Source organism: Chryseobacterium sp. II3a (assembly GCF_057815135.1).
This window is the reverse complement of record NZ_JBYPZJ010000002.1, coordinates 131,768-152,475: the sequence shown is the minus strand read 5'-3', so window position 1 is coordinate 152,475 and position 20,708 is coordinate 131,768. Positions and strand designations below refer to the sequence as shown.

Below are 20,708 nucleotides of genomic sequence, written 5' to 3'. Positions count from 1 at the left end.
AACGTAACATATATTAAAATTAGTAAGAATGAAAAAGTTTTATCTTTTTACTGTACTTTTTCTGTTTGCATTTTTCACGAATGCCCAGATAAAAGTACAGGGAGTACCCCGGAATGATATTTCGGTAAATACTCCTTTAAATACTACCAATATTACAAATATAATCAGCTTTTCTGATATTCAGTATTGGGTAGGAACAGGTTCCAATCAGGCTGCATTTGTGGTGCAGTGGAATGACGGTAAAAGTCCTGATGCTTTGGTATGGGGTTTCAGATGGGATGGCAATGCTACAGGAGAAGATATGCTTAAAGCGATTGCAAAAGCAGATCACAGATTCTTTACTCTAATGTATCCGGGAACTCCATACGGTACTGCAATAGGCGGATTTGGATTTGATTTGAATGGTCAGGATTCCAATGCTCTTATTAAAAGTGGGAATGCCACCTATCCGCTATATCCTGTGGATGGTATTGTAAAAACTACAGCCTATGATTTCGATGATTATACGGCAAAAGATGTAAATGACCACTGGAAATCTGGCTGGAATAATGGTTTTTGGTCTTATCTGATTAAAAATCCTTCAGATTCTGATTTTTCCTCTTCAGGGTCAGGATCTACAGGACGTATCCTTCAAAATGGATCATGGGATGTATGGAATTACAGTCCCGATTTCCAGACTCCTCCAATATCATCTACTTTAACACCGGTTTCCCCTTATGTAACCACTACAAATTTTACCAACGGTTTTTTTGTTGTAAATGAAGACTGGTTCGGACATGGTAACGGTTCTGTTAACTTTATTGATAACAACGGACAAATCAACTATCGTGCTTACAGCGCTGTAAATAATAATCATGCATTCGGAGCTACCACGTCACATGGAACCATTTATGGAGATAAATTCTATTTTGTTTCCAAGCAGGCTGCTGATGGTGGAGACACCCAATATACACCTGGAGGTAGATTAGTAGTTGCCAATGCAAAGACGCTGCAGAAAATTGCAGCATTTAATACGATTGGAACAGCAGACGGAAGATCGTTCCTGGGAGTTGATGAACATAAAGGATATATTGGAACATCTAAAGGAATTTATTTGTTTGATATTGATAATCTGCAAATAGGAAGTGTAATCAATGGAACAGGAACAGCACAGATCGGAAATATGATCCGTACTTCAAAATATGTTTTTGCAGTGAATCAAACGGCAGGAATCCAGATTATTGACCCTAATACCAATGCGGTTATCAATACCATTGCTGGCTCTTTCCATTCTATTGTTCAGGCTAAAGATGGAAGTGTTTGGGCAATTCAGAGCCAGAAGCTAGCCAATATTGATCTTTCAACTTTTGCAGTACAGTACTATAATATTCCAACTTCAACCTATTCAGGATCATGGGGGGCATGGAATGCAGGAAGTTTCACTGCAAGTAATACTGAAAATACATTATATTGGATGAAATCAGGAAATCAGATTGCAAAATTTGATGTAACCAGCAAAGTATTCAATGAAACCTTTATTACACTTCCTGGACAAACAGGAACATATAAACAAATCCCTTACGGAGCAGCACTCCGTGTAAACCCGGCTAACGGAAATCTTGTTGCCAATACTACAGAAAGCGGATATGGAGCCCATTTCCAGAAAAACTGGATTCACACATTTAATGCAAGTGGAACCCTTATTGATACCAAAGTATTGAATGATTATTATTGGTTCCCTTCAGTAACCGTATTCCCGGATAATACTGCTCCGGTAGTAAGCAATACTTTCCCGTCTCAGGTTACAGCCTCTGGTATTACAACTATTGATCTTAAAACGTTGGTTTCTGATGAAGACAGCTTTGGCTCTTCTATTGTGAAATCTGTTAAGTCAAATAGTAATCCATCAGTAGTTTCTGCTGATATCAACTTTAATGAAGAATTGGTACTTACTCCAATAGGTTCAGGAACATCAGATATTGTAATCAGCTTTAACTCGAACGGAAAAGTAGTAGAAAGAACACTCAAGGTAAACAGCACTACTTCTACATTAGCCACTGCTGAGGTGAAAAAACTGGAGTTCGGCATCTATCCGAACCCGGTTACAGATATTTTGTATATCAAAACTCAAGAAAAAGTGGTAAACATTTCTATTTATGATGCTTCAGGTAAGTTTATCAATACTCAGTTTAATAATGGACAAGTAAATGTAAGCATGTTGCCAAAAGGAATATACATTCTTAAAGCTACAACTGATAAAGCAGTATATCAGCAAAAACTGATTAAAAATTAATTTTAGCATAGCTAATTTTTGTTTCACTCTGACCCGGTCAATTCATGGCCGGGTTTTTTTTGACCCAATAACATGTCTTTTATTGAGTATTGTTTATGAAAAAAATGAAAATATTGTGTTTTTATTCAAAAATTTTGAGAACGTTTACTATAAAAATACAAGGCTTACACTCTTTTAGTTATTGAGGTTGTAGAATGTAGGTAGAGTGCTTAAACCATGAAGAATAGGGCATATGTCGTACGTGTGAGGTATGTTTATTTTTTGTTGTTGGAGACCATAAGCTATAATTTTGCAGAAAACAAAACAAGATGAAAAAAAATTTATTACTCTTGATATTCTTTGCGAATATCTTATTTTCTCAGGTAGGTATAGGTACGGCTAATCCCAGAGGGGCGTTAGACATCAATAAAGAAACCACCAATAATATGGGGTTGGTTCTTCCTACCAATGCAGATCCCCGCAATATGATCAACCCAATGGGTGGAAATGTTGCAATTGGAACCATTATGTATGATTCTACATTAAGCTGCGTAAGAGTTTTCAAATCTACAGGATGGTCTAATTGTTTGTGTGACCAATGTGGTCCCACACCAGGCTTTACCTTGGATTGTTCCAGTGGAGCTGTTAGCGGAACTTTTACGGCAAATACACTTAGCACTGGCACAAAAGTCATTAATTACACAAATGCTACCGGACAATCTTATGGAGCGATATCAGCTGCTTCAACAGTTGTGTCTGGACTTACTGCATCTGCTCCAGCAGGAACATTAGTTAACGGTAGTGGAAATATAACCCTTAGTATTTCCGGAACTCCATCTTCTTCAGGTATGGCAACTTTTACCATAAATATTGCAGGACAGTCCTGTAGTTTTTCTGTGAATGTAAGTACTGGGGTTATTCCGAAAAGAACAATTCTTTCTCTAGGTGGTGGAATGTACACTCCTAATCCAAGTAATACAACAGCGCCTACTTCCATATTACAATCATCAGCTAATTTTGGCCCTACAGGAACCGTTCCATCACAGGGGTTTGATATTAAGGCAGTAGGAACGGCACAAGGTAATCTGGCAGCTAATATTGCAGCCCATAACCCCTATATGATTATTTTTACCTGGGATTATAGCTCCAATGCTGCTGATGCATTAGCACTTAAAAACTATCTCGATAACGGAGGAAGAGCAATGATCTTTCTGCAGCAGGCACAACCTAACCAGCTGCTTAACCAGATTTTTGGAAGCCCAACCACTAATAATGGAGCTACTGGTACTGGGTTTGTTAAACAAATAACCAATATTAACCATCCTATCCTTAATGGTCCTTTTGGAGATGCAAGAGGAAGGCTGGTGGGAGATGATAATGATGATGCCAGTTCTTATACCAATATTAATATTAACAGTTCCAATGTTGATATTCTGTCAACAAACAATGGTCAGATCGTTGGTTTTGTTCACAAAACCTATAAATTATTCTTCTGGGGAGATGGTGGATTTCCTTTGGGGGCAGTCAATAATACTTCTATAGGATCCTTTCCAGCAGGAGTAGATGCATCTGGTAAACCAATCCCTAAAGGTAATTTCGGTACTGGTACTTCAGCATCATCTATAGTGTATAATAGTATTTTGTATGCTAATGCAATAGCCTGGATGATGCAGTAAATAAAAACATTCCTATTAATATTTGTTTTGGCACTGGAAATCTTAAAACAGTTTTGATTTAGTATCACAAGTCTATTTTAATTGTACACAAGTGCGAATAAGGCAGGTTTTAGTAACCTGCCTTACTTTTTATTAAGAGGTTTTTTGAGTGGTATGTGGATAATGAACACGGATACAAAAACCGCAATTATGGCAATCAATGGAGAAACTTCAGTCAATTAAAGCTCTGTTTTTAAAATGGATTGTGATAGAATTGGTGATTGTTCCAAATATACCTGCCGGTGGAATCTAATATTTCTAATGAAAAAGAGTCCGGTATATCTTGTATTTCCTCTAATCTTACTGTCTTTAAAGCTTCAATGAAAGATTTTTTATCGAATTTTTTGTTCATGTAATTATTTATTTAATAAAATTGATCGGTATAAATATCTGATTGTAAGCTCAAAAATATATAGGTTGTCTCTAGCATGAAATTTTTTTCGATGAAATCTAATTTATAACAGGTGAAATTCTGTTTTCAGAAGATAAATCATTTGAGAAATCTAATTATCCATATATGATTAATATAATTTCAGATGCTTAGCAAGCATTTAAAACCGTTTTATAATTGCTCTGCAATATTTTATAAATACCTCTCTGTTTAGATATATTTATAATATTTTTGCTTAATTCTAATAAGCAAGAGATTCAGGGTGTATGAAAAAATATGAGACCTATGATAAATATCTCGTAAGAAAACCGTTGTTTTCTTACGAGATATTATTTAATAATGATGAAACCAGACATATAGAAGATGTAGTGGAAGAACTTATACAAAATGATTCTTTTGTAACATCCATCTATTGGAGTTCGCCGGATTTGTATGATACCATTATCAACTATAGAGAGAAAAAACTTAAAGAAGATAAAATTCCAAGGTTAATTCATACCCTAAAAAAATATGCAATCCGTACCAGTACGAGATGTACACCGTATGGAACAATGGCAGGTGTAGCTCTGCAGCATATAAAAGATAAACATGAGCCGGAACCCATTTCCAGAAAGGCAAGAATCGATATGGATTTGCTTGCGGAAATTAAATTTCATATCGAGAATAATGAAAATATCAGAAAGAAGTTAAGGTATAAAGTAAATAATACTTTAGACAAAATTCCCGGACAATACCGATATCAGGAACCCATAAGAACAGACAACGAAGAAAAGTACCAATTGTCATCACTGGAAATGAATGAATATCTTGGGAGGATATCAAAAATTTCTCATTTGATGAAGTATCATGAAATCAAGGGCTTACTCTCCGATGATTTTGATGAGAATGAGATCTTGGATTTTATTGATGAATTGATTGATATTAAATTCTTAGTAAGTGAACTTCAGCTCACTCTTACATCAGATAATACAGCGAATATTAAAACGGTATTGCAATCACTTTTAAATGAAGAGGTATATGAGGCACAAGTATATCTGAATGTTTTAAATAAAATTGATGAGTGTATTTCCATAATAGAAGAAACCCCCATTTCCTATCTTCCCATATCTGAAATTTCCGATATTAAAGATTTAATCAATACCATCGGAATTGAAAAAACACATTTTTTTCATGTGGATATGAAACATTCTTCAGAAAGTAGTTTTGAACCGAATGAGAAAATGCTTCGAAATATCAATACTTCGATTTCCATATTACATACATTGGGATCAGGAAATTCAGTACAGAAGGATTTAGATATTTTTAAAAAGCATTTTAATACCAAATACGAATCAAGGGAAGTTTCTCTTACTGAAGTATTGGATTCGGAATTTGGAATTGGGTTTCCAACAGGATCGCAGATTGGGAATTTTCAGGGAAATCCTCTTATAGAAGGTCTTTCTGCCAATAAAAATACCGCAGGAAGGCAAGCAGATAATCCTAATTTAGATTTTATTTTAGATCTTATTGAAGAAGATAAGAAAAGAGTTATTAATCTGGAAAACATCAATTTGAAACTGGATGAAACTTCTTTAAGACTTCAAAACTTTTGTATTGTAGGTTCTCCTGTTAAGGATCATTTTTTTTTGCAGAATATAGGAACAACCGGAGCAAATTCCATAATGGGAAGATTTGCTTTGCTGGATGACAACATCAAAGATTTTTGTAGCGAAATTCATCAAAAAGAACAGGAGTGCTCTTCTGAAATCATTTTTGCCGAGATTATTTATATTCCTGGAAAACGTACCGCAAATATTACCCGGAGACCCCAATTCACAGAATATGAAATCCCGATTTTTGCAGGAACCGGCAATCATGATAGACAGATTTTATTGAATGATATTATGGTGTCAGTAAAAGGGGACGAGATTATTTTACGATCTAAAAAGCTTAATAAAAGAATTATTCCAAGACTTTCAAATGCACATAATTTTTATAATAGTGAAAATGCTGCGTATCAATTTTTATGTGCTATTCAGTCGCAAAATCAAGATAATATCAATCTGAATATCAATTATTCCAAGCTTAAAAAAAGATTTATCCCCAGAATTGCTTATAGAAATATTATTTTGCATCGTGCGTGTTGGGTGATGTATGAGAATGACATTCTTGCAATCAAAAAATCAAAAAAACCAATATCAGCCTTAAAAGACTTTTTCCAAAAATGGGAGGTTACAAAATATGTTGTACTCGTTCAGGGAGATAATGAACTTTTCTTAGATATTACAAATGATACCTATCTTCTATTACTTCTTGATGAACTAAAAAGTAATACAATGATACAGCTTTCAGAATGGTTATTATCTGCTGATGGAGAAGAAAATTATAATCAGCAAATTGTTCTCCCATTAGAAAATAAAGAAGCAACCTCCCAAAATAGTTTATTACAAAATAAAATCCCATCCATACAACGGAGCTTTGCACCGGGAAGTGAATGGTTATATCTGAAAATATATTGTAATTCGAACATTTCAGACAGTTTATTGTCTGTATTAAAACCGGTTTTGGATGAACTAATTGCCGAAAATCAAATTAAAAAAGCTTTTTTCATCAGATATACAGATCCTCATTATCATATCAGGCTGAGACTTCATATAAGAGAACCTCAATTATATGCTGCGGTGCTTCAGAAGCTGTATGAACATCTTAATCCTTATTTTCAGGAAGAAACGATATGGAACTTGCAGTTGGACTCTTATCACCGGGAAATCGAAAGATATCAACCAGAATGTATGGAAGACGCCGAGGAGGCTTTTTATTATGACAGCCTATTAGTTCTGAACTTATTGGGGAAAGAAATCTTCTTAGACAATGAAAATGTAAGATTATTTGCAGCTGTAAAAAATGTAAACTCCTGGCTTTCGGTATTCGGATTATCTTTACAGGAAAAACTCGACTTTTGTAAAACAATGGAGAGTGTATTTTTAAAAGAATTTTCTTCAGAATTAAAAGCCCATATTAATTCTAAATATAGAATCTTAAAAGAAGATTTGCATTTATTCTATACAGGAAATACATGGGAAGAGGAGTTGAATGAACGAGATCGATATATAAAGAAGCTGAAACTCGAAAAAGAAGCTCTTTCAAGCTATATACATATGAGTATCAACCGATGGTTTTCTTCTGAACAACGTGCTTTAGAGCTCATGACCTATTCATTTGCATCAAAATATTATAGTAGAATTTTAAGTCAATTAAATAATGCAGACATCAGTTAAAGGAATGACTCCTTTTTTAGAAAGGATCTCTCAACTAGATTTTGAGAAATTTTATACTCCAGCCAATAGAATTCTTTGCCACACATTGATGTGGATTTTCTTTAGCGCACTATTTTTCCTGAATTTTTGGGTAGAGTTGAAGATGCTGTCCACATCCAGTTTATTAATGACTTTGCGTGGGACTATCAACAATATGACTGTTTTTTATTTGTTTTTTTATGTTGTAGTTCCCAGAATATTTAAAAGCAAAACCTGGAGCATCTTTTTAATTCTCCTTTGTATCCCGCTTTCGATCTATGTTTGGTTATCTGTCAACTTTTTCCAGTATAACATTTTGAATTATTTCGGAATTGATATTCACGAAGGTCCATTGAAAGGATTGATAAGCAAAAATGCCAATCAAAGTTATCTGCAGGCCCTATCACTTGAGAATGTTTTTGGGAACGCAATGCTGGTTATTTATTCTTTTTCGCCGCCTTTCTTTGTGAAAATATTGTTTGATATTACAAGACTTTTTAACAGAACCATTTATTTCCAGAAACAAACCTCAGAACTTGAACTGCAGAATCTTAATATTGAAAAAGATTTTCTTAAAGCACAGTTGAATCCCCATTTCCTTTTTAATACTCTGAATAACCTGTATGGACTGGTGGTAAAGAAAGATCCTAGTGCTCCGGAAGCCATTATTAACATTTCAGACCTAATGGCATATACATTATATGAGTCTAATACTGAAAAAGTTCCGATTGAAAAGGAACTTGATTTTATAAGGAATTATTTTTACCTGGAAAGAATGAGATATTCTGCAGATAAAGATATTACACTGGATATTTCTCTTCCTGAAGATATTAAAAATATAGTGATTGCTCCGCTCTTAAGTTTTACTTTCATTGAAAATGCATTTAAGTATGGACTGAAGTCGGGAAATGATAATTTTTTGAAAATAAATATCCATATTGTGAATAATATTTTTTATTTTGCCATCGAAAATGATAAAGATAAAAACTCTAAAAAAACAACAACTTTAGGGGGAATAGGAGTGAAAAATATAGAAAAAAGATTAAAACTTTTATACCCGAATAACCATGAAATACTGATAGAAGACAGAGAAACCCGTTTTTTTGTCTCTCTCTCTATAAATTTGACCTAGGATGACTGAGAAATTACGCTGTATAGTTATTGATGATGAGCCAATTGGCAGAGAATTGATAGTAGATTTTGTGAAAACCATTCCTTTTTTGGAATTGCAGACCTCTTATGAAGACCCAATTGATGCCCTTGCATATCTTCAATCTAATGAGGTAGATATTATTTTTAGTGATATAGAAATGCCCAAGATTAATGGGATTGATCTTATTCGTACACTTACCAAACCACCTGCCATTATATTCATTACCGCACATAGGGATTTTGCTTTAGAAGGATTTGAAAGCGGGGTAGTAGACTATCTTGTAAAGCCGGTAGCATATAGTAGATTCTTAAAAGCGGTTAATAGAGCAAAAGAAAGAATACAGACTTCTGTTAAAACCAAAAGCACTTCTCCGGAAACAGATTCCTCACCTGAGCGAATTTTTATTAAAGTAAATGGAAAACTTGTAAAAGTGATCCTTGAAGATATTCTGTATGCAGAAGCTTTAGGAGATTATCTTAAAATTGTAACAGATACGGAAACTTTTACCACGTTGGCAACACTGAAGTCTATGGAAGATATTCTGGTTGCCCCTGCTTTCTTTAGAGTGCAAAGATCTTTTATAGTAAAACTTACCTCCATAAAATCTGTTTCAGGAAATATTATTGAACTTAATAATGGTAAGACTATTACAATAGCACTTAACAAAAAAGATGAATTATTTAATCTGTTAAGAATTTAGATTATCAATTACTCTACTGATTTCTTCTACAAACTGATGGTAATGCATATTTTTGTTCAGAATACCTATTTTTAATCTTTGATCTTCCTCAAAAAAACGAGCTATAATATTTTTGGGGAAGATTGATGATATTACAATCACAATAGCCCCTTTGTCTATACATCCCTTTAGATAAGGAGGATCCATGTTAATGGAATCATTATCCCAAAAAATAATGTGCCCTTCCTCCTTAGAGTTTTTTCCTTCAGATAAAGTAAGAAAATGAGTTTTGTTGATAAACTCTTTTAACTTATAATGAATAAGAGTGTTTTCTGATACTATTTTACAAATTACCCACATAATTGTTTGTTTTAAAAAAATGAAGAGCTGATAGAGAGTGAAGTTGGATTAGTGTCTTCAAACGATTTCGTAGTGGAATAGTTTTTTACCGCTCTTTTCTTAATAATTAATTTTTGATTCGTTGTGTTTGTTTTCATGGTAGTTTTAGTTTGTGTTCCAAAATTGCAATATAACAGCATTGAAAACAAAACAAATCGGTGAAAACATTGAATCTTCCGATAAAACATTTATATTTTTCGATAAGCTTTTTTTGATACCATGAATGATTCTATTTATAGAAGGAGTACTTATGATGGATAGTATTGTAATGATTATTAAATACCATAAAAAAATGTAGCAAAATCTACTGATAAAGGATTTTAAAACTCTTAAGTTGTTTTGAATAACAAGATGATCAGTGATGGTAGGAAAGAAGAATATTGACTTCTTCTAGATATTGAGTTGAGTGAAATGTTATAAGTAAATAATAGATGCAATAAATATTCTGTTGAAATTTAAATCTGTTGTTTATCATAAAAATATCAGTTTCAATATTTATCTTCTGACCTAAATAAGATAAGGAATTGATAAGAAGGATAAGCCATGATTGAGAATATTAATATTAGATACTTCAAGGCTGTTATTAATGAATTTAATTTATTCTCTCTGTAATTCCTTATATAGGACATCTATTTACAATAAATTATGCTCTATTATGCTTATAAATAATATACATCATCTTTTATGAAAAATTGATCGCAATATAGTTTTCGGTTCTATGATAAAAATAAGTAGAATATTATACAAATAGTTGTTTTTGTTCGTTTAGTTTTATTTTGAGTAATTGTTGTTTTTCTTTGTTTGTGATTGTTTTTTTTTAAATGAGTTGATAAAAAAAATGCTAAATCATTATGATTATTTGATGATTTATTGTCTTATCTATTTATTTATCTTTTTTGTCGGATAATTTTGTGTTTTCATCGATTCGTTTTGTTTTCAATCCTCATACACTGCAATTTTGGAGCATAAACTAAAAACAACCACCATGAAAACAAACACAACGAATCAAAAACTAATTATTAAGAAAAGAACTGTAAAAAACTATTCCACTACGAAATTGTCTGACGACACATTGCTATCAACCAACCCAACTTCACTTTCTATCAGTTCTTCATTCTTTTAATTGTTAAAATTAAAACGTACAAGCAACTATTCTAAATTCATTTCATAGGAACATCTATTCAGCAGTTATTATAACTGAAGTGCTGAGTACATAAAATCAGTATGATACTCGTATAGTATCATACTGATTTATTAAATTATCTTGACAGAATTATTTTTCGGGAATGTATTTTCCCATCTTTTGTCTGTATACTAAGAACATACATACCATTAGGCATGGTTGAAGGCAGATCAAATGTTTTTGCTCCGATTTTAGAGTGATATACTTCTTTTCCTGATATATTTCTGATAGAGATATGCGAATTTATTAGATTAATATTTCCATCTAATGTAATTGGCCCTGTAGTGGGATTAGGAGAAATAATAAATATATTATTTTCGGGTAAGGATGTTTTTTCTACAACCGAAGAGTCGATTGTAACAGATTGTGAGTAAGCATCAAAAAGCCGGGAAGGAGGAATCTTTTTACCATAAATAAGAAATTCATCCATCTGCGCCTTATTAAGAGAAATCATAAAGGTAGTATCGGATTTTCCTGTGTAATAGGGAGCCCAATGTGTGCAATAATTGGTTGCTGGAAAACCAGACCCATTCACTCCCATAGGAAAAGGAGCGGAACTTGGGGTGCCATTGACGGATAAACAGAAATCAACAGGGTAGTATGGAGGGTGAAAAAGACTGACATTCTGATAATAGGAATTTCCGTACTGTGGAGTGGGATCGTTATTAAAATCTAATGTATAAAAGTTTAGAGAGCTTCCAGTGGGTGTCGGATTGGGCCTCGACATTCTGCCAAAGTACTTTTTGTCAAAATTATGATTCTCATCTACAGGCCTTATAATTATACTGTCTTCTGTAATTTTAATCCTTTCACCATAGAGGGTGAGATCAATATAACCTCCTTTATCTATTCGGGCCCAAAATGAAACAGTTCTTGGCGCTTTAGGTTGGGGAACCGGTAATGGATTTAATGTATTGCGAATGGTATAAGTAGTGTCTGCTGGCTGATAAGAAAGTCCTTCTTTGCAGATCATACTGTCTTTAAAAATAGTATTTCCTATACTGGTTGTAAATAAATTAAATACTGTTGTTGCACCAGAGTAATCAGACGTGTTTCCATTAAAAGGATAATAATGGATAGGGTTGGCTGGAGGACTACATCTTGATATTTCTTTGTAATAGGCATAATAAATTCTAAGCTTATTGTTAAGACCTAGAATTCCACGAAAAGTTATTTTTGCACGATTGTACAAATAAGTCGGAGTAAATTCAATAGTTGCTTTATTAGGATCCTGAGGATCTACTTTTACTAAGTTATTGGTTATGATTTGTGATTCTTTATATAATTGTAACCCTCCACCTTCGTAATATGTTTCTACGGAAATTGAACTCAATAGTTGGGCAGATAAAAGTAATGAAATGGGAATATTATTATCAGAACCGAAGCCAATCACCAGATTGTTAAGTTTAGAAGTTTCCGGGAAGTATAAGGTTTGTTCAATACCAGCTAAAATACCCAAGTCAGTTTTTATAATAGAATAATCACTTTCGTTATTACCTACTGCGCGTTCAGGATAATCTACTCCACATCCTACACATAAAAGTCCGGAACTTGTAGATTCCTGTCCATTGGCGTATACTTTTTTTTGCGCCAAAGAAAATGAGCTTATATGGGAGAGGACTAAAGAGAATAGCAAACCTTTTATCAGGTAGCTTCCTGCTAATAAATTTGTTTTCATAGATCGAGATTTGTTTGGTTATAGTATGAATATATATAAAAAACGGCAGGCTTGAAAAAGCCTGCCGCCTCTGGCATGTTTAATTATTTATTTAAGTAAAACCTTACTTGAATATGTTTTTCCTTCTTGGGTTTGAAGCTTGATAATGTACAATCCTCCAGGTTGGTTGGTTTCAAATGTATTAGAGTTCAGCTTGGTGCGGAATACTTCTTTTCCTGAAGTATTGATAAGTGTGATCTCTGAACCCTTTGCCTGTAAGTTTTTATCCAAAGTCACCTTTCCGTTTTCACTGTGAGCCATAAAGCTGATAAAAGGATCTCTGTACTGGTAACCATAATATACCCTAAATTCTCCTCCTAGACTTAATAAGCCTCCATTTACATTGATCTTGATACGGTCATAGGGCTTGTTCATGGTAAGTTCAATTTCTCCTTTGCTTGAATTGGTATCTCCAAGTTTTAAAATATCATTATTAAGATTTTGATAATCATTATTAGAAACATCTCCATTGAATGTTTCAATAGATACTCCACCTAAAACTTGTGCAGTCAGAGGGGTTCCGTTGGAACCGATGCCAATAACCAATTTATTAGTATAAGCACTGTTAGGGAAAATTAAAGTTTGTTCGGTACGGGCTAATAATCCGATGGATACTTGTAGTACAGAATAATCATTTTCGTTAGGGCCGATAGCATTCAGCGGGTTGAGAACCCCACAGCCTACACACACACCGTATACCTGATTTTTTTGATCATTAGCATAGTATTTTACAATCTGTGCAAATGACATATTGCTTGTCAGCAATAATAAACATGCAAAAATAGCAGTCTTTACACTGTGTGAACTCAAGAATAAATTAGTTTTCATATATAAAAAATTTTGATTTTAGTTTTGTGTAAATTTATAAATAAAATAATTATGTTGAATATTTTATTTCATTTTTTTGTGATGTAATTATAATTATGTTTTTATAATTAGTTTTTTTTGATTATAAATTAATTAAATTTAATTTTGCACATAGATAAAAAAAACGGCAGCCTTTTTAAAGACTGCCGTTTTAGTTTTATCATTTATTTAATAATGATTTTCTTAGAATAGGTTTTGCCTTCCTTCGTTTGAAGAGTCATAATATAGACTCCTGAAGATTGCTTAGAATCAAATGTATTGGTTGTAAGCTTTGAGCGGTAAACTTCCTTGCCTGAAGTATTGGTTAAAGCAACCTCAGAACCATCTACGCTTACATTTCCGCTTAGCGTAACCTGTCCATTCTGGCTATGGGCCATGAGTTGAATTAATGGATCCTGATAAGCATAATAGATTCTGAATCCGCCACCAAGACTTAGTACCCCTCCGGTTAAACCAATTCTTATTCCATCATAAGGTTTTGCGGGTTTAAACTCTACCGTACCTCTATTGGGAGTCGCTCCTAATTTCAGAAGGCTTACATCTATTGTTCTGCGATCTTCATTGGATGTTCCTCCATTCATGGTTTCAAGAGTTACCCCACTTAATAATTGTACAGATAAAGGAATATTATCTGTTCCGATACCTACAACAAGCCTTGTGTCTGCTCTAAGATCAGGAAAAGTTAAGGTCTGCTGAATTCCTCCTAATAATACAGTTCCCAATACCATTGTGGAATAATCATCTTCATTCCCTCCAACAGCATTCTGTGGGTTATCTACACGGCATCCTAAACATGCTACCCCAAATACGCCAGAACTTTGTGCATGAGCATAGATTCTGTTTTGAGCAAATGAAAATTGAGTAGAAAATAAGAAGAATGTCAGTAAAGCGGCTTTAAAAGAGAATTGATCTCTAGAAAATAAATTAAATTTCATGTTATTAATTTTTGGATTTATTATTTTATTCAAATTTAAGGATTAATAGGAAAAGGAAAAAGAAATATTTCCTTTTTTGGTGATTTTAATAATATGTTATAATTATTACACATGTTTAAACTTTAGAAGGTAGCTATTTGTTGATTGCAACAAAAAGACAGGCGAAGTAGCCTGTCTTAAAAAGAATATTTTTTGAATTATCGTGTCAGAATAATCTTACGGGTATAGATCTTTTTATCTTTTGTCTGTAAGGTCAGCATATAAACGCCTCCCGGCAGGGTAGTAGGAAGCTCAAAGGTTTTGGATCTGAAAGGTGAGTGGTAGACTTCCATTCCTGAAATATTTCTGATGGAAATATCAGAACCCACCAGAAGGATGTTACCATCCAGGGTGATTTCTCCGGTAGTAGGATTGGGAGATATAGTAAAGGTTTCTGCTGGCGTTGCAATTTTCGATGCAGGCGCTGAAGTTCCTGAGCTGCAATTAGGCAGTATTCCATAAGAACAGGTTAATGCTTTTACTTCATCACTTGTTAGAGCTCTGTCATAGACAAGAAATTCATCCATTTTGCTTCGCTTTAGTAAAATATTTATGCTTTGAAAAATAAAAGGGGTATTATCATCTATGCAAGGAGAAACGCCCATCTCTGATTCCAGCTCCCCGTTTTTATAAAAACAAAATGAATGAAAGTTTTCATTATAGACTAATGTAAAATGATAAAATTGATCAGCTGTGATGGATTTGGGGATGTTGGAAGAAATATGTCCTGCTGTAATAAAACCCGGGACTTCCGTTGTGATATAAATTGTAGACATACGCATATCAAAAGCTGCAGGTATAGTGCCTCCGTCCATTTTTAACCAAAAAGAATAGGTTTTTGAACCATTTAGAGGTATTGATACATTTTCTAATGATGCGCTAGAATCACTATAAACAGCTTCTTTACAAATGGCATCATTTTGAAAGGTTGTTTCTGTACTTAGAGAAAGATTGTTCTCAGAAATAATATCCTTGCCATTTCCATCAAATGGATAGTAATATAATGGATCTAGCGGAGGATTGCCACATGTAGTAAATGGAGCAGGAAGATGGTGTACATAATAAATTCTAAGCTCTTCTCCTACTCCAATCAAGCCGCTGTGTACAGAGAGTCTGATTCTGTCAAAAGGTCGGGTAGTGGTGAACTCAATAGTTCCTTTTTGAGAGTTTGAGCTGGGTTTAAGCATGGTTGTATCTACTCTTATACGATCATTATTAGAAATATTTCCTTTGAATGTCTCAATGTAAATTTCTCGTTTCGCTTGTTCTTTTATAGAGACATTAGGGGTTTCTATCCCCATTGTCACTTTTCTGTAAGCGCGGGCAAGTTTTGGGAAATTTAAATTCTGTTCAATTCTGCCATAAAGTCCGACGGGGATCCTTAACGTTTCATAATTGTTTTCGTTATTTCCTACTATATTCTGCGGATTGTCTATTGAACAGAGTAAACAAACTCCATAGTTTTGATTAGTCTGACTGCTTACGTAAGTTTTTTCCAGTTGTGCATAGAACATTGCACTGGTAATGAACAGAAAAGTAATAAGTACTTTCCGGATTAGATTCTGAGGTAAAAATAAATTTTTCATAAATTAAGATTTAGATGAGTTGTTTGAATACGTATTTATTAAATTGTATAGGTGAAGACTATTTGTAACAAAGATTCTCTTTTCCTTGGGGATTGAGATGTCAGTTCAAATAGATAAGACAGAAAATGATGTACTATGCATTTATTGCTGAAGTAGCCCTTCTAGAAACAGGCAGAGCTTTGCTCAATTAGTAATATATCTCCCTATCTAAGAAGTTCAGCCATATATTTTTGAAAAGAAAGATTTTTTTGTCAAATCTGTTGCTATTTTTAGAAACTAAGCTTTTATAGTTCTTTCTCAGTCATTATTAGGTCTGATGCAATCGCTTTGATATTTGAATGTTTCATATATTACTCCTGCTATTCGTAGCTCATTTCTAGTCTGTCTATTTTTATACAGTTTTTTTAGCTGGTCATTTTAATAGCAGTTAGGAAATAATTAGAACTCCGGCATTTCCATGAGTGGTACTATAGAACATTGTTCGGGTTGATGTCACATGTCTGTTGTTCAATAAAGACTATCAAATAGTTGAGAGATAATCTGTTTCTGTATATTGGAAGGGACAGCTTTACTACACCATATGCTTTTATTTACGGAAATGGTAATGGGAGATCGGGAATCACCATAAAGGAAGTGCAAGAGCAGCCCCTATGAGGAAACGGGTGATTAATAAATTACTTTTCATGTTTTATATATTTAGGTGTTTTGATTTTATAAAACTACATATAAAATAAATATTTCTTTATATTTTTTTATGTTTATGCTATATTTAATATTATGATGATTATTTGATTGAATTTTCACTTATTATATAATCATTTTAATTGTGATATTTTAGTTGTGTATACTGAGCTTCTATAGGTTGAAGGCTTATCGAAATTATGAATGAAGGAAACTAAAAAAAGAGAAAGCGAAAAAAGAAACTGATGATTCATCAGCTTAGAAAAATCAATAACCTTGCCTCCCTATTGTGTAAAGATTGACGGTAAGGTTAGATCATATAATTTCCAATGGATCATTACATGTGTCTAGATTGAAATTTATGAGATCAATCTTAAAAGTTGGGGATGATATTGTCTGTATTTATGGAGTTTAATTTGACGCAAAGTTTAGCATCTTATCTCATACTTTTAAGGGAGCAAAGAATGGAATCAATTTCATTGATATTATCTAAGCGAATGTCTATTCATAAAGCTTCTTCAGCGACGAGGCCGCAATTCTTAGCTTCCTAAAATAAAATATTTGAATTTTCTTTCTTTGCGATTAAAATAATTTATTTCTTCGGCGAAAGATATAGATTTTGTAATGATCCCCAAGTTTTGTACCTGATCCAATTTATGTATATGTTAGGAAGTAATAGAATGTAGGTATAGAAACAAAAAAAGGACTTTCCGAAAAAAGTCCTTTGGTAGCCCGTAGGGGAATCGAACCCCTCTTACCAGAATGAAAATCTGAGGTCCTAACCGATAGACGAACGGGCCCTCTATCTTCCACTATCGAAATAGCGTGTTAGCTTTTGTTTTTATAAGTGTCAACTCTTAATGTAGCCCGTAGGGGAATCGAACCCCTCTTACCAGAATGAAAATCTGAGGTCCTAACCGATAGACGAACGGGCCGGTTAGATGTGTTTAAGTAATAGCTTCCTACTTTGTTTTTAAAAACCACTGTAAAAACTCAGTGGTTTTTAAAAATTAAGTAGCCCGTAGGGGAATCGAACCCCTCTTACCAGAATGAAAATCTGAGGTCCTAACCGATAGACGAACGGGCCGCTATACTTTTACGCTAATTTATTAACGTGCTTTGTTAATTTGCTTTTTAAGTTAGCTGCTTTGTTTTTGTGGATAATATTTTTCTTAGCTAATTTATCCAATAAAGCGATAACTTTTGGCAGTTGCTCTGTTGCAGCAGCTTTATTTTCCTCATTTCTTAAGGCTTTCAATGCTGTTCTAGCAGTCTTGTGATAATATCTATTACGAAGTCTTCTAGTTTCGTTCTGTCTGATTCTCTTTAATGCTGATTTATGATTTGCCATATCGTTCAAATGTGAGTGCAAAACTATAAACTTTTTTTGAAACTACCAAATTTATTTTTAAAAAATTTAATTTTCTTCTGAAAGGTACTTTCTAAGCTTATCTATTGCTTGTTCTATTTTTAAATTTTCTTGTTCTTTTTCAATTTTTTTGATCGTATTTCCCAACATGATCAGTGCGTTGTTCCATTCTCCAGTGGTATTGGTGAAAGTAAGTCCATCTATTGTTACTTCAAAAGCAACCCTTTCTCCGGTCCTGTAAAGTCTGAAACTTATTTTATCATCTCTGCCTGTAATCCCGTCTTCATTGATTTGTAAATCATAACTTTTTGGGTTAGAGTGGATTTTCTTAAAAAGCAATTTCGCTTCTTGTATTTTTAAATCCGGCATGATATAAAATTTGATAATCTGCAGTTGCCTGCAGACGGTGGGTTATCAATACTATTTTTCATCAGTGTCACCATATTTGTCTTACCAATTATGGTTAAATTTATTAAAAAATTTTTGCAAATATAAGGCTTTTGTGAGATATAACGTAAATAGAGTGACTTTTTAGACAAAAAGTTGTGATATTTTTATTAGATTTATAATAAGTGATTCAGTACCAATGTTCTGTAATTTCGGAATTTTCACTTCTAATTTTAGATTTATTAAAAATATCATGCAAATGGATAGGATAAAGGAAGTTTTCCTATTTTTCTATAAGGTAGGTATTTGCATCTTTTGCCATTAGCTATACCGAAATATCATTCTCGGGCGAAAGGAGATGATCATTGATTGCTTGACGATGGAAGAGTCTCGTATAAAGTATATAAATCAGATTCTTTATTTCTGAATTGTATTTGTAAGTCTTTGGTGTGTATTCGGAATAAGAAAGTCTTAAAACGGTTTTTAAATCAACATAGAATTGCACACAGGTACAAAAGTATATAGTTTTAGTATTAAAGACTATTATCGATACTCCACTAACATCTTTCGAATCATGGATTGATTACATTAAAATAAAAAAGAGAAACGATAAAATCGTTTCTCTTTTTTGGTAGCCTATAGGGGAATCGAACCCCTGTTGCAAGAATGAAAATCTTGAGTCCTGACCACTAGACGAATAGGCCAAATTTTGAGGTTGCAAAAGTAGAAAAACCTTTTTAAACATCAAAATTATTTTTTAGTTATTTATAAACTTTTTGAATGACCGTATTCTTAATTCCTTTGGCTTCAACTTCTTTCTGTAATTTGACAGCGTCCTCCAAAGTATAGACCTTTCCATAGGTATAATAGAAGACACCACTCTCTTTCTCTCTTTCTACATCCTTAAGGTTCTGAAGGATGTATGAATTCCCATTTAGCTTTTCACCGGTATATACTTCTAGTGTGTAATATCCCATGCTTATTCTCTGGTTAGGCATGAATCCTACCGCAAACGCATTTCTAAATCCGGCATCTTTGGCTGTTTTAAGGTTAATGTCTTTTACAGAAGCCATGTTAGTTACTGCATAGTAGTATTTGTACTGTCCGTTTTCTTTGAGAGTAAGGATGTAGCTAAGTCCTTTTAATGCTGGATCATTCTCATTGTATTTCGTAGGAGAACTCATCAGTAATATTCTGAAATCATTTTTCAATGGAGCTTCTGCAGGTTTTTCAGGTTCCTGTTTTTTCGTAGTAAAAGATCCACCTGATTTTCTATCAATTGCTTTTTTGTAATCAATGATGGCATTGTAGATACTTTCTGCAATTTCTTGCTGACCCTTTTCGGATGCTATATAATGGCTTTCTTCCGGATGGTTGATAAATCCCGTTTCTATAAGAACAGAAGGCATGGCATTCATACGAAGAACGTGAAGGTTCTTTTGGAAAACACCTCTGGAAGATCTTTTGTCTTTATTTACAAAGTTATCTTCAACCAAGCCGCCTAAAAGCAAACTGGATTCAAGATATTTACTCTGTTGCAGCTTTAAGGCAATTAAAGATTCCGGAGAATCGGGGTTATAGGATCCGAAGATCTGCTTATCTTTTTCGTCTAGAAAGATTACGTCATTTTCTCTTTTGGCTACCTCCAGGTTCTCGTTGTTCTGGTTAGGGCCCTGTACATATGTTTCCGTACCATAAGCGGTAGGTCTTGCAGAAGAGTTACAGTGGATAGATACAAACAGATCTGCTTTACTTCTATTGGCAAGGTTCGTTCTGTCGGATAGAGAAGGGTACTCATCAATCTTTCGGGTGTAGATTACTTTGAAGTCCCTATTTTTCTCAAGCATAGCTCCTACCTTTAAAGTTATAGCAAGGGTAATGTCTTTTTCAGCAATTCTTCCTATGTCAGAATAAGTCCTGTTGGCCCCATGATCACTTCCTCCATGTCCCGCATCAAGAACTAGTGTAAACTTCTTTTGAGAGAAGATAATGTTGCTGATTAGAAGAAGGAGAAATGATAAAATTATTTTAAAATTTTGTTTGTGCATCTTACAGTTATAAAAATTATATTAATTTTGGGC

The 20,708-nt window shown here is 33.6% G+C and carries 15 protein-coding genes and 4 tRNA genes; 6 read left to right on the top strand and 13 right to left on the bottom strand.

Annotated features, from left to right (window positions below):
• The first annotated feature begins 28 nt into the window (after positions 1-28).
• The 5 genes from AC3HD6_RS05545 to AC3HD6_RS05525 all read left to right on the top strand — a co-directional run bounded on the left by AC3HD6_RS05545 (position 29) and on the right by AC3HD6_RS05525 (position 9,485).
• Positions 29-2,272 carry a T9SS type A sorting domain-containing protein gene (locus tag AC3HD6_RS05545; protein ID WP_488895442.1) on the top strand — a complete coding sequence of 748 codons (2,244 nt, stop codon included), beginning with the start codon at positions 29-31 and terminating at the stop codon, positions 2,270-2,272.
• Between the two features lie 308 nt (positions 2,273-2,580).
• A complete protein-coding gene (locus tag AC3HD6_RS05540; RefSeq protein WP_488895441.1) occupies positions 2,581-3,927 on the top strand; it encodes a hypothetical protein in 1,347 nt (448 codons plus the stop codon).
• 696 nt (positions 3,928-4,623) lie between these two features.
• Positions 4,624-7,614, top strand: a complete 2,991-nt coding sequence (locus AC3HD6_RS05535) for a lantibiotic dehydratase (RefSeq protein ID WP_488895440.1) — start codon at positions 4,624-4,626, stop codon at positions 7,612-7,614.
• Entirely contained in the window at positions 7,598-8,764 is a 1,167-nt protein-coding gene (locus tag AC3HD6_RS05530) for a sensor histidine kinase (protein WP_488895439.1), read from the top strand. The genes AC3HD6_RS05535 and AC3HD6_RS05530 overlap by 17 nt, the downstream gene beginning before the upstream one ends.
• 1 nt (position 8,765) lies before the next feature.
• On the top strand, positions 8,766-9,485 hold the full coding sequence (locus AC3HD6_RS05525) for a LytR/AlgR family response regulator transcription factor (protein ID WP_488895438.1): 720 nt from the start codon (positions 8,766-8,768) through the stop codon (positions 9,483-9,485).
• Here AC3HD6_RS05525 and AC3HD6_RS05520 read toward each other — a convergent pair.
• Both AC3HD6_RS05520 and AC3HD6_RS05515 read right to left on the bottom strand, forming a co-directional pair.
• A complete protein-coding gene (locus AC3HD6_RS05520) occupies positions 9,474-9,824 on the bottom strand; it encodes a hypothetical protein (protein ID WP_488895437.1) in 351 nt (116 codons plus the stop codon). The two genes, AC3HD6_RS05525 and AC3HD6_RS05520, sit on opposite strands and share 12 nt — an antisense overlap.
• A gap of 11 nt (positions 9,825-9,835) precedes the next feature.
• Positions 9,836-9,961, bottom strand: coding sequence for a hypothetical protein (locus AC3HD6_RS05515; protein ID WP_488895436.1), 126 nt, complete (start codon positions 9,959-9,961; stop codon positions 9,836-9,838).
• An 887-nt stretch (positions 9,962-10,848) separates the two neighbouring features.
• On the opposite strand from AC3HD6_RS05515, the gene AC3HD6_RS05510 reads away from it, so the two are divergent.
• Positions 10,849-10,986 (top strand): hypothetical protein, encoded by a 138-nt coding sequence (locus AC3HD6_RS05510; RefSeq protein ID WP_488895435.1) that lies wholly within the window; start codon positions 10,849-10,851, stop codon positions 10,984-10,986.
• Positions 10,987-11,122: 136 nt separating this feature from the next.
• On the opposite strand, the gene AC3HD6_RS05505 is transcribed toward AC3HD6_RS05510, so the two are convergent.
• From AC3HD6_RS05505 to AC3HD6_RS05455, 11 genes are all read right to left on the bottom strand, one after another.
• A complete protein-coding gene (locus tag AC3HD6_RS05505; RefSeq protein ID WP_488895434.1) occupies positions 11,123-12,724 on the bottom strand; it encodes a T9SS type A sorting domain-containing protein in 1,602 nt (533 codons plus the stop codon).
• Between the two features lie 87 nt (positions 12,725-12,811).
• On the bottom strand, positions 12,812-13,591 hold the full coding sequence (locus tag AC3HD6_RS05500) for a T9SS type A sorting domain-containing protein (RefSeq protein WP_488895433.1): 780 nt from the start codon (positions 13,589-13,591) through the stop codon (positions 12,812-12,814).
• A 203-nt stretch (positions 13,592-13,794) separates the two neighbouring features.
• Positions 13,795-14,565, bottom strand: coding sequence for a T9SS type A sorting domain-containing protein (locus AC3HD6_RS05495; protein ID WP_488895432.1), 771 nt, complete (start codon positions 14,563-14,565; stop codon positions 13,795-13,797).
• A 197-nt stretch (positions 14,566-14,762) separates the two neighbouring features.
• Positions 14,763-16,190 carry a LamG-like jellyroll fold domain-containing protein gene (locus AC3HD6_RS05490; RefSeq protein WP_488895431.1) on the bottom strand — a complete coding sequence of 476 codons (1,428 nt, stop codon included), beginning with the start codon at positions 16,188-16,190 and terminating at the stop codon, positions 14,763-14,765.
• 1,406 nt (positions 16,191-17,596) lie between these two features.
• A tRNA-Glu gene (locus AC3HD6_RS05485) sits at positions 17,597-17,671 on the bottom strand.
• Positions 17,672-17,734: 63 nt separating this feature from the next.
• A tRNA-Glu gene (locus tag AC3HD6_RS05480) sits at positions 17,735-17,806 on the bottom strand.
• Between the two features lie 80 nt (positions 17,807-17,886).
• Positions 17,887-17,958: transfer RNA gene (locus AC3HD6_RS05475), tRNA-Glu, on the bottom strand.
• A 9-nt stretch (positions 17,959-17,967) separates the two neighbouring features.
• Positions 17,968-18,222, bottom strand: a complete 255-nt coding sequence (rpsT, locus tag AC3HD6_RS05470) for a 30S ribosomal protein S20 (RefSeq protein ID WP_002983073.1) — start codon at positions 18,220-18,222, stop codon at positions 17,968-17,970.
• Between the two features lie 66 nt (positions 18,223-18,288).
• Positions 18,289-18,609, bottom strand: coding sequence for a hypothetical protein (locus AC3HD6_RS05465; RefSeq protein WP_068940338.1), 321 nt, complete (start codon positions 18,607-18,609; stop codon positions 18,289-18,291).
• A gap of 647 nt (positions 18,610-19,256) precedes the next feature.
• A tRNA-Glu gene (locus tag AC3HD6_RS05460) sits at positions 19,257-19,331 on the bottom strand.
• Between the two features lie 57 nt (positions 19,332-19,388).
• Positions 19,389-20,675, bottom strand: a complete 1,287-nt coding sequence (locus tag AC3HD6_RS05455; protein ID WP_488895430.1) for an N-acetylmuramoyl-L-alanine amidase family protein — start codon at positions 20,673-20,675, stop codon at positions 19,389-19,391.
• Positions 20,676-20,708 lie beyond the last annotated feature (33 nt).

Coding starts and splice junctions, on each gene's coding strand:
- AC3HD6_RS05545 (WP_488895442.1), top strand. CDS start 29: ATGAAAAAGTTTTATCTTTTTACTGTACTTTTTCTGTTTGCATTTTTC.
- AC3HD6_RS05540 (WP_488895441.1), top strand. CDS start 2,581: ATGAAAAAAAATTTATTACTCTTGATATTCTTTGCGAATATCTTATTT.
- AC3HD6_RS05535 (WP_488895440.1), top strand. CDS start 4,624: ATGAAAAAATATGAGACCTATGATAAATATCTCGTAAGAAAACCGTTG.
- AC3HD6_RS05530 (WP_488895439.1), top strand. CDS start 7,598: ATGCAGACATCAGTTAAAGGAATGACTCCTTTTTTAGAAAGGATCTCT.
- AC3HD6_RS05525 (WP_488895438.1), top strand. CDS start 8,766: ATGACTGAGAAATTACGCTGTATAGTTATTGATGATGAGCCAATTGGC.
- AC3HD6_RS05520 (WP_488895437.1), bottom strand. CDS start 9,824: ATGTGGGTAATTTGTAAAATAGTATCAGAAAACACTCTTATTCATTAT.
- AC3HD6_RS05515 (WP_488895436.1), bottom strand. CDS start 9,961: ATGAAAACAAACACAACGAATCAAAAATTAATTATTAAGAAAAGAGCG.
- AC3HD6_RS05510 (WP_488895435.1), top strand. CDS start 10,849: ATGAAAACAAACACAACGAATCAAAAACTAATTATTAAGAAAAGAACT.
- AC3HD6_RS05505 (WP_488895434.1), bottom strand. CDS start 12,724: ATGAAAACAAATTTATTAGCAGGAAGCTACCTGATAAAAGGTTTGCTA.
- AC3HD6_RS05500 (WP_488895433.1), bottom strand. CDS start 13,591: ATGAAAACTAATTTATTCTTGAGTTCACACAGTGTAAAGACTGCTATT.
- AC3HD6_RS05495 (WP_488895432.1), bottom strand. CDS start 14,565: ATGAAATTTAATTTATTTTCTAGAGATCAATTCTCTTTTAAAGCCGCT.
- AC3HD6_RS05490 (WP_488895431.1), bottom strand. CDS start 16,190: ATGAAAAATTTATTTTTACCTCAGAATCTAATCCGGAAAGTACTTATT.
- rpsT (WP_002983073.1), bottom strand. CDS start 18,222: ATGGCAAATCATAAATCAGCATTAAAGAGAATCAGACAGAACGAAACT.
- AC3HD6_RS05465 (WP_068940338.1), bottom strand. CDS start 18,609: ATGCCGGATTTAAAAATACAAGAAGCGAAATTGCTTTTTAAGAAAATC.
- AC3HD6_RS05455 (WP_488895430.1), bottom strand. CDS start 20,675: ATGCACAAACAAAATTTTAAAATAATTTTATCATTTCTCCTTCTTCTA.